The sequence below is a fragment of the Amycolatopsis sp. NPDC003731 genome, from assembly GCF_053586895.1.
Genome location: NZ_JBSFNC010000246.1, coordinates 1 through 8,850 on the forward strand (window position 1 = coordinate 1; position 8,850 = coordinate 8,850).

Below are 8,850 nucleotides of genomic sequence, written 5' to 3' on the forward strand. Positions count from 1 at the left end.
CGCCCGGTCCCATTCCGAACCCGGAAGCTAAGCCTGACAGCGCCGATGGTACTGCAACCGAAGGGTTGTGGGAGAGTAGGACACCGCCGAACTTAATTTAGGAGAGGGCCTGGGCCCGGTCGAGACCAACAGTCTCCCGGCCCAGGCCCTTTTCTCATGTCCGGGACACGGTCAGCTCGGCCGAGCCGGCGGCCGCCGCCGCAATGGTGACGACAACACCAGCGATGTGCTCGTCTCCCCGTACCGCTGCACCTTCTCCAGCAGCTCCTCCAGCTCCGCGGTGTCCCGGCACAGCACCCGCAGGACCCAGCACTCGTCACCCGTCACGTGATCCGCGGCCACCACCTGCGGCAGCGGCAACACCGCCGCCCGGAACCGCGGCGTGTCCAGGCTCCGCACCCGCGCCCGGACCAACGCCTCGATCGGCAGCCCCAGCTTCGTCGTGTCCACGCTCGCCGCGTAGCCCGTGATCACTCCGCGCTCCTCGAGACGGCGGACCCGCTCCGTCACCGCCGAGCCCGACAGCGATACCCGGCGGCCGAGCTCCGAGAAACTCAGTCGGCCGTCCTCCTGGAGGAGCTCCAAGAGGCGCCAGTCGACGTCGTCGAGGTGGTCCACCGCAACTCTCCCGGATTCGCAGGGCCAGAACAGGGAAATCCCCGGCCGGGCCGGGCTTCCACGCCGATTCTGCCCTGTCCGGAAACCCGCTGTCCCAGCAGGATTTACCCCATGACGCGCACACTCGCCTTCCCCGCCGCCGCACCCGAGGCCGCCGCCGCGCACTTCGCGGCCGAGCTCGGCTTCGAGGTCGATCCCGACGACCTCGTCCAAGACCTCGAAGCCGGCCGCACCGACGGCTACGTCGTCGTCGAAACGCGAGCGCCCGAAGCCTTCGCCCACGCCCGCATCCCCGGCGCGATCAACCTGCCCTACCGGGACATGACACCGGAAAGCACGCAACACCTCGACCGCGACCTCGTGTACGTCTGCTACTGCGAAAGCACCGTCTGCAACGCCGCCACCAAGGGCGCGCTCAAGCTCGCCCAGCTCGGCTTCAAGGTGAAACGGCTCTCCGGCGGCATCACGAGCTGGATCGCCGCCGGCTACCCCGTCGAAGGCACCACGGCAGAAGGAATCAAGACAGAGGGAATCCGCTGTGCCTGCTGACCTACCCTGGACAACGTGACCCGAATCCTGATCATCCAGCCGGACACGTCGGACCCGCTGGGCCCCCTCGGCGACTGGCTGACCGAGGCCGGCGCGGAACTCGACGTCCGCCTGCAGCCGGAGCAAAACCTGCCCGAGCTCGACGGCTACCAGGCCGTCGTCTGCCTCGGTGGCGGCATGGGCGCCGAGGACGACGCGAAGCACCCGTGGCTCGCCGACGTCCGGCGGCTGCTGGCCAAGGCCGCCGCGAAGAACCTGCCCACCCTGGGCATCTGCCTCGGCTCGCAGCTGCTGGCCGTCGCCACCGGGGGCCGCGTCGAGGTCGCCCCGGACGGGCCGGAGGTCGGTCCGCACCTCGTCAGCAAGAAGGACGCGGCGTGGACCGACCCGCTGTTCGCCGACCTGCCGCTCGTGCAGGACGTCCTCCAGTTCCACACCGACGCCATCACCCGGCTCCCACCCGGCGCCGAGCTGCTCGCGTCCTCCCCGCGCTACGCCCACCAGGCCTACCGGCTCGGGCGTTGTGTCTACGGTGTCCAGTTCCACATCGAGACGACGCCCGAAGTCGTCGAGAGCTGGGCCGCGGAATGCCCCGAAGAAGCCGAATTCGCCCGGCCCGGCTCGCTCGAGCACGACTCGCTGGTGACCGTGCACGCCGACATCGAGGAGACCTGGCGCCCCTTCGCGCAGCGCTTCGTCAAGCTGGCCGCCGGAGAACTCGAGCCCGCGCTGACAAGTCAACGGACGTTACCGCTGGCTTAACGACAGAGGTCACAACCAGCAACGTCCTGTTAACGCCAGGCGTACCCGTCAGGTACCTTGCGGGAGGAGTCCCCACAAGGGTGCGGAGGTCGGGGTGCAACCCTCGTTGCTGGTCGTGGTCGTCGTCGTCACGGCCCTCATTTTCGATTTCACGAACGGGTTCCACGACACCGCGAACTCGATGGCCACGTCGATCGCCACCGGGGCGCTCAAGCCCCGCGTGGCCGTCGCGATCTCGGCGGTGCTGAACCTGGTCGGCGCGTTCCTGTCGGTCGAGGTCGCCAAGACGATTTCCAGCGGCCTGGTGGACGACACCAGGATCGGCCCGGCGATCGTCTTCGGCGGGCTGATCGGCGCGATCGTCTGGAACCTCGTGACGTGGTTCGTCGGCCTGCCGTCGAGTTCGTCGCACGCGCTGTTCGGCGGCCTGATCGGCGCCACCTGGATCTCCGCGGGGACCGACTCGGTCCACTTCGGAAAGATCGTCGAGAAGGTCCTGCTGCCGGCCGCGGCCAGCCCGGTCATCGCCGGGCTCGTCGCGATGACGGCCACCTACCTCGTCTACCGCTTCCTGGTCCGCGGCCGGCCCGCCACCCGCGGGTTCAAGGTCGGCCAGATCGTCTCGGCGTCCCTGGTCTCGCTCGCGCACGGCACCAACGACGCGCAGAAGACGATGGGCGTCATCACGCTCACGCTCGTCACCGCCGGCAGTCTTCCCGCGGGCGCGTCGCCGCCCATCTGGGTGATCATCAGCGCCGCGTGCGCGCTCGCGCTCGGCACCTACCTCGGCGGCTGGCGCATCACCCACACCCTGGGCAAGGGCCTCACCGACATCGAGGGCCCGCAGGGCTTCGCCGCCCAGACGAGCTCGGCGCTGGTCATCCTGGTCTCGTCGCGGCTGGGCTTCCCGCTGTCGACGACGCACGTCTGCTCCGGCGGGATCGTCGGCTCCGGCGTCGGCCGCCGGGACGCGCCGGTCCGCTGGCGGATGGCCGGCCGGATGGTCGTCGCCTGGCTGTTCACGCTGCCCGCCGCCGCGATCGTCGGCGCGATCTCCGGCAAGATCGCCTCGCTCGGCAACGCCGGCACCATCGCCGTGGGCGTCGCCGGGGCCGGCGTCGGCCTCGGCATCTACGTGCTTTCGCGACGCCACCCCGTCACCGCGCACAGCTTCCAGGTGCCCGAGCCGACGCCCGCCGGGACCGAGCCGGGCCGGCTCGCCGCCTGAGCCGCCATCCCCGGCTACGGTGGTCGGTGATGGCAGACCGCGCGCGAACGACCGCTTCGGCGGCGAGGTACGGCTTCACCGACTCCCGTGCCGAGGGCCAGTTGCGCGCGGCCGGCTGGTGGGCCGACGCCGGCCCGGTCGAGCCGGCCGCCGACGTGCTCGCGGCGTTGTCCCGCACCGCCGACCCGGATCTCGCGCTGCGCGGCCTGGACCGGATCCGTGAGGCCGACGCCGCCGAGTGGGCCGAGCTCGAACCGCAGCTCCGCGGCCACCGCACCTTCCGCGGGCGGTTCCTCAGCGTGCTCGGGACGTCGAGCGCGCTGGCCGACTTCCTCGCCGCGAACCCGGAGCAGTGGCGCTCGCTCATCGGCGACAAGTGCACCGACTCCGCCTGCTACCGCGAGGCCCTGCGCACGGCGCTCCTGGACGACGACGGTTCCGTGCTCACCGGGCTCAAGGCCGAGCAGGCCCTCAAGGTCGCCTACCGCGGCCAGCTGCTCGGCATCGCCGCCGCCGACCTCGGGCACGTCGTCGAGGCCGGGCTCGAGCACCCGCGCTACGCCGAGGTCGCGGCGCAGCTGACCGAGCTGGCCGAAGCCGCGCTCGCCGCCGGGCTGGTCGTCGCCGAGGCCGAAGCCGGCGCGTCCGCCGAAGGCACCCTGGCGATCATCGCGATGGGCAAGTGCGGCGGCCGGGAGCTCAACTACGTCAGCGACGTCGACGTCATCTTCGTCGGCGAAGGCGACCTCGGCCTCGCGACGCGGCTGGCGAGCACGATGATGCGGGTCGTCGGCAAGGCGTGCTTCGAGGTCGACGCGGCGCTGCGCCCCGAGGGCAAGGCCGGCGCGCTCGTCCGCACACTGGACGGCCACCACGGTTACTACCAGAAGTGGGCCAAGACCTGGGAGTTCCAGGCGCTGCTCAAGGCGCGGCCGGTGGCGGGCGACGCCGAGCTCGGCCGCCAGTACGCCGAAATGGTGGCGCCGCTGGTGTGGTCGGCGGCCGACCGGGAGAACTTCGTCGCCGAGGTGCAGCAGATGCGCCGCCGGGTCGAGGGGTACGTGCCGTCCGAGCACGCCGAGCGCGAGCTGAAGCTGGGCCGCGGCGGCCTTCGTGACGTCGAGTTCGCGGTGCAGCTGCTGCAGCTCGTGCACGGCCGGGTCGACGCGGACCTGCGTTCACCGTCCACGATGGACGCGCTCGAGGCGCTCGGCGAAGGCGGCTACGTCGGCCGTCAGGACGCCGCCGAGCTGGGCGCGTCGTATGAGTTCCTGCGGATGATCGAGCACCGGCTGCAGCTGCGGCGGCTGCGCCGGACCCACCTGTTCCCGGCGCCCGCGGACGTCGACGAGCTGCGGATCATCGCCCGGTCCAGCGGGATCAAGGCGAGCGGCGGCAAGACCCAGGGCGAGGCGCTGCTCGCGGAGTTCCGGCGGCACGGCAAGGGCATCCGGCGCCTGCACGAGAAGATCTTCTACCGGCCGCTGCTGCAGTCGGTCGCGAACGTGCCGACCGAGGCGCTGCGCCTGACCACCAAGCAGGCCGCCAGCCGCCTGGCCGCGCTCGGCTACACCGCACCCGACGGCGCGCTCCAGCACATCAAGACCCTGACCGCGGGCGTCTCGCGCCGCGCGGCGATCCAGCAGGCGCTGCTGCCGGTGCTGCTCGACCTCTTCGCCGACACCCCCGACCCCGACGGCGGCCTGCTGTCGTACCGGAAGGTGTCCGAGGCGCTCGAAGACACGCCGTGGTACCTGCGGGTGCTGCGCGACGAGGGCACGGTCGTGGAGAACCTGGCCTTCCTGCTGGGCACGTCCCGGCTGGTGCCGGACCTGCTGGTCCGCGCGCCGGAGGTGCTGCAGCTGCTCGGCGACCCGGCCCGGCTGCTGGGCCGCACGCCCGCCGAGGTGGCGACGTCGCTGCGGGCCGCCGTCCGGCGTCAGCCCGGGCTGAACGCGGCCATCGCCGCCGCACGTTCCCTGCGGCGGCACGAACTCCTGCGCGTCGCCTGCGCGGACCTGCTCGGGCTGCTCGACGTCCCGGCCGTCTGCGAAGCGCTGTCTTCGGTCTGGGTCGCGGTGCTGCAGGGCGCGCTGGCCTCGGCGTTCCGCCAGCGGCAGGCCGAACTCGGCCGGACGCCGGCGCGCATCGCCGTCATCGGCATGGGCCGGCTCGGTGGCGCCGAACTCGGCTACGGCTCCGACGCCGACGTGCTCTTCGTGTGCGAGCCGTCCGAAGGGGTCTCGGACTCCGACGCCGTGAAGTTCGCTTCGTCGGTCGCGGAGACCGTCCGGAAGATGCTGGGCGCGCCGAGCTCGGACCCCGCGCTGGAGGTCGACGCCGACCTGCGCCCGGAGGGCCGGAGCGGGCCGCTGGTCCGGACGCTGGAGTCCTACCGCGCGTACTACGCGAGGTGGGGCGAGGTGTGGGAGGCACAGGCGCTGCTGCGCGCCCGGTTCATCGCGGGCGACGACGACCTCGGCGACCGTTTCATCGCGATGATCGACCCGATCCGCTACCCCGAAGGCGGCCTCGACGCGACGAAGGCGCGCGAGATCCGCCGCATCAAGGCCAGGGTGGAGACGGAGCGAATGCCGCGCGGCGCCGACGCGACGCTGCACACGAAGCTCGGCCGCGGCGGCCTCGCGGACGTCGAGTGGACAGTGCAGCTGCTGCAGCTCCAGCACGCCCACGAGGTCGAGGGGTTGCGGACGACGTCGACGCTCGACGCGCTGGCGGTGCTCCCGGAGGCGGGCCTGGCCGAGCAGGCCGAGGCGGACTCGCTGGCCGAGGCGTGGCTGTTGGCGACCCGGGTGCGCAACGCGGGAATGCTGGTGCGCGGCAAGGCGGTCGACCAGGTGCCGGGCTCGGGCCGCGACCTGGCGGCGGTGGCCCGCGTCCTCGGCCAGTCGGCGGGCGACGACCCCGGCGAGTTCCTCGACACGTACCGCCGCATCACCAGGCGGGCGCACGCGGTGGTGGAGCACCTGTTCTACGAGGCCTGACCTACAGTGGCCTGGTGACCGATCGCGAGCCGTTCCGGACCCGGATCAAGGTCCGGCACTACGAGCTGGACACCCTGGGCCACCTCAACCACGCCGTGTACCACTCGTACGGCGAGGTATCCCGCTTGGAACTCCTCGAAGCGGCGGGCGCGCTGAAGGGGTTGCCGGGCCTGGCTTCGGTGCTCCTGGAGACGCACGTGGTGTTCCGCCGCGAGCTGCGCGCGGGCGACGAGGTCGACGTGACGTGCGAAGTCAAGTTCGGCAGCGGCAAGACGTTCAGGATGGATTCGAACATCCTCAAGCCGGACGGCACGCTGGCGGCGGAGATCACCTGCACGCTGGGGCTGATGGACCTGGAGCGCCGCAAGCTGGTGGAGGACCCGCGCGGCCACTACGAGGCGGCGGGCGCGGACATGAAGCTGCTGTCGCCGTCGGAGTGAGACGAGAAACGCCGGTGGCGAGGGCTGTTCGCTCCTCGCCACCGGCGTGTCCGGGGCGTCCTAGCCGATCACACGTCGTAGTACAGGGCGAACTCGTACGGGTGGGGGCGCAGGCGCAGCGGGTCGATCTCGTTCTCGCGCTTGTACGAGATCCACGTCTCGATCACGTCGGGGGTGAACACGCCGCCCTCGAGGAGGTAGTCGTGGTCCGCTTCCAGGGTGTCGAGGACCGTGCCGAGGTCGCCCGGGACGAGCTTGACGTCCTTGGCCTCCTCGGGCGGGAGCTCGTAGAGGTCCTTGTCGATCGGCTCCGGGGGCTCGATCTTGTTCCGGATGCCGTCGAGGCCGGCCATCATCATCGCCGAGAACGCCAGGTACGGGTTGCCCGACGAGTCCGGGCAGCGGAACTCGGCGCGCTTGGCCTTCGGGTTGTTGCCCGTGATCGGGATGCGGACGCAGGCCGAGCGGTTGCGCTGCGAGTAGACCAGCGAAACCGGGGCCTCGAAGCCCGGGACCAGGCGGTGGTAGGAGTTCACCGTCGGGTTCGTGAAGGCCAGCAGGCTCGGGGCGTGCTTGAGCAGGCCGCCGATGTAGTGGCGCGCGGTGTCCGACAGGCCGGCGTAGCCCGACTCGTCGTGGAACAGCGGCTGGCCGTCCTTCCACAGCGACTGGTGGCAGTGCATGCCCGAGCCGTTGTCGCCGGCGAGGGGCTTCGGCATGAACGTCGCCGTCTTGCCCGCCGCGAACACCGTGTTCTTCACGATGTACTTGAACAGCTGCAGGTCGTCCGCCGCGTGCAGCAGCGTGTTGAACTTGTAGTTGATCTCGGTCTGGCCGGCGGTGCCCACCTCGTGGTGCGCGCGCTCGATCTCGAAACCGGAGCCCTGCAGGTTGCGGACGATGTCGTCGCGCAGGTCGGCGAAGTGGTCGACCGGCGGGACGGGGAAGTAGCCGCCCTTGAACTTCGTCTTGTAGCCCTGGTTGCCGCCCACCTCGTCGGCGCCGGTGTTCCACCAGCCCTCGATCGAGTCGATCTCGTGGAAGGAGGCGTGCTCGGCGGAGTCGAAGCGGACCGAGTCGAAGATGTAGAACTCGGCTTCGGGACCGAAGTAGACGTTGTCGGCGACGCCGTACTCGGAGATGTACTGCTCGGCCTTGCGCGCGATGTTGCGCGGGTCGCGGCTGTACGCCTCACGGGTGAACGGGTCGTGCACGAAGAAGTTGAGGGCCAGCGTCTTCGCCTTGCGGAACGGGTCGATCCGCGCGGTGGCCGCGTCCGGCAGCAGCAGCATGTCGGACTCGTGGATGGACTGGAAGCCGCGCACCGAGGAGCCGTCGAACGCGAGACCCTCTTCGAAGGCCTCTTCGGTGAAGGCCTTCGCGGGAACCGTGAAGTGCTGCATCACGCCGGGCAGGTCGCAGAACTGGACGTCGATGACCTCGACGTCCTCATCGGCGATGAGGCGCTGGATGTCGTCTGGAGTAGTGGGCACCCTCGGTGACTCCTTCTCGTTCGAGCTCGTACGGCAGTGCTCTCTTCGGCTCACGCTAAAAGTGCGGTGTTGCCCGACCGTCACCCGTATGTTTCGCCGGTGTTAACGGGTGGTCGATATCGGGTATCCGACCAGGTCGGATGTGTTCCGCGCCACCGGCATACCCTGGACGGGTGGCGAGATGGACCGGTGAATGGCTGCCCGGCACCGGCGACGGTGGTCCGGGGACTGATCAACACGGCTCGCGGTGGCCGGGCGAGAAGTTCGGTTTGCCGGAGTCGGGCGTCGGCTCGGCGGCGAGCGGGGGCGCGCGGCTGCTCGGGCTGATCGTCGATCTCGTGGTGGCGGCCCTGGTCACGGCCATCTTCCTGCACCCGAGCCTGCAGGACCCGGCCGCGATGCAGCAGTTCAACCTCTGGTCCGGCGGCGTGTGGGCGGCCATCTCGGTCATCTCGGCCGGTTTCTTCGGCTTCACGCCGGGGATGGCCGCGGTCGGCATCCGCGTCGCCCGGCTCGACGGCGCCGCGCTGGTCGGCCCGCTGCGCGCGCTGGTCCGGGCCGCGCTGACGTTCGTGCTGATCCCGGCGGCGGTCCGCAACGCCGACGGCCGCAGCTGGCTCGACCGGCTGACCGGCACCGTGGTCATCCGGATGCGCTGACCGGCGCGCCCGGCCGCCACCCCGAGCCGCACGTCGCGAATGACTCATTCGGGACGTGGGCGCAGGCGACGCGCAGGAGTTCGTGCCGCCGCAGGG

The 8,850-nt window shown here is 70.9% G+C and carries 8 protein-coding genes and 1 rRNA gene; 7 read left to right on the plus strand and 2 right to left on the minus strand.

The window, feature by feature from the left end; translation table 11 throughout:
* A 5S ribosomal RNA gene (rrf, locus tag ACWDN5_RS45200) occupies nucleotides 1-92 on the plus strand; the annotation flags it as partial.
* A gap of 79 nt (nucleotides 93-171) precedes the next feature.
* On the opposite strand, the gene ACWDN5_RS45205 is transcribed toward rrf, so the two are convergent.
* Complete coding sequence (locus ACWDN5_RS45205) at nucleotides 172-618, minus strand: Lrp/AsnC family transcriptional regulator (RefSeq protein ID WP_449680611.1); 447 nt, start codon at nucleotides 616-618, stop codon at nucleotides 172-174.
* Nucleotides 619-729: 111 nt separating this feature from the next.
* Between ACWDN5_RS45205 and ACWDN5_RS45210 the strand changes: the two genes are divergently transcribed.
* The 5 genes from ACWDN5_RS45210 (at nucleotide 730) to ACWDN5_RS45230 (ending at nucleotide 6,602) form a co-directional block, all read left to right on the plus strand.
* Nucleotides 730-1,167 (plus strand): rhodanese-like domain-containing protein, encoded by a 438-nt coding sequence (locus ACWDN5_RS45210; protein ID WP_449680612.1) that lies wholly within the window; start codon nucleotides 730-732, stop codon nucleotides 1,165-1,167.
* A gap of 15 nt (nucleotides 1,168-1,182) precedes the next feature.
* A complete protein-coding gene (locus tag ACWDN5_RS45215) occupies nucleotides 1,183-1,929 on the plus strand; it encodes a type 1 glutamine amidotransferase (RefSeq protein WP_449680613.1) in 747 nt (248 codons plus the stop codon).
* Nucleotides 1,930-2,023: 94 nt separating this feature from the next.
* Nucleotides 2,024-3,157: an anion permease gene (locus ACWDN5_RS45220; RefSeq protein WP_449680614.1), complete on the plus strand. Its 1,134-nt coding sequence runs from the start codon at nucleotides 2,024-2,026 to the stop codon at nucleotides 3,155-3,157.
* A 29-nt stretch (nucleotides 3,158-3,186) separates the two neighbouring features.
* Nucleotides 3,187-6,162 (plus strand): bifunctional [glutamine synthetase] adenylyltransferase/[glutamine synthetase]-adenylyl-L-tyrosine phosphorylase, encoded by a 2,976-nt coding sequence (locus tag ACWDN5_RS45225; RefSeq protein WP_449680615.1) that lies wholly within the window; start codon nucleotides 3,187-3,189, stop codon nucleotides 6,160-6,162.
* A 14-nt stretch (nucleotides 6,163-6,176) separates the two neighbouring features.
* Nucleotides 6,177-6,602: an acyl-CoA thioesterase gene (locus tag ACWDN5_RS45230; protein ID WP_449680616.1), complete on the plus strand. Its 426-nt coding sequence runs from the start codon at nucleotides 6,177-6,179 to the stop codon at nucleotides 6,600-6,602.
* A 68-nt stretch (nucleotides 6,603-6,670) separates the two neighbouring features.
* Here ACWDN5_RS45230 and glnA read toward each other — a convergent pair whose 3' ends face one another.
* Complete coding sequence (gene glnA / locus ACWDN5_RS45235; protein ID WP_086850227.1) at nucleotides 6,671-8,095, minus strand: type I glutamate--ammonia ligase; 1,425 nt, start codon at nucleotides 8,093-8,095, stop codon at nucleotides 6,671-6,673.
* A 269-nt stretch (nucleotides 8,096-8,364) separates the two neighbouring features.
* On the opposite strand from glnA, the gene ACWDN5_RS45240 reads away from it, so the two are divergent.
* Nucleotides 8,365-8,754, plus strand: a complete 390-nt coding sequence (locus tag ACWDN5_RS45240; protein ID WP_310976043.1) for an RDD family protein — start codon at nucleotides 8,365-8,367, stop codon at nucleotides 8,752-8,754.
* The last annotated feature ends 96 nt before the right edge of the window (nucleotides 8,755-8,850 follow it).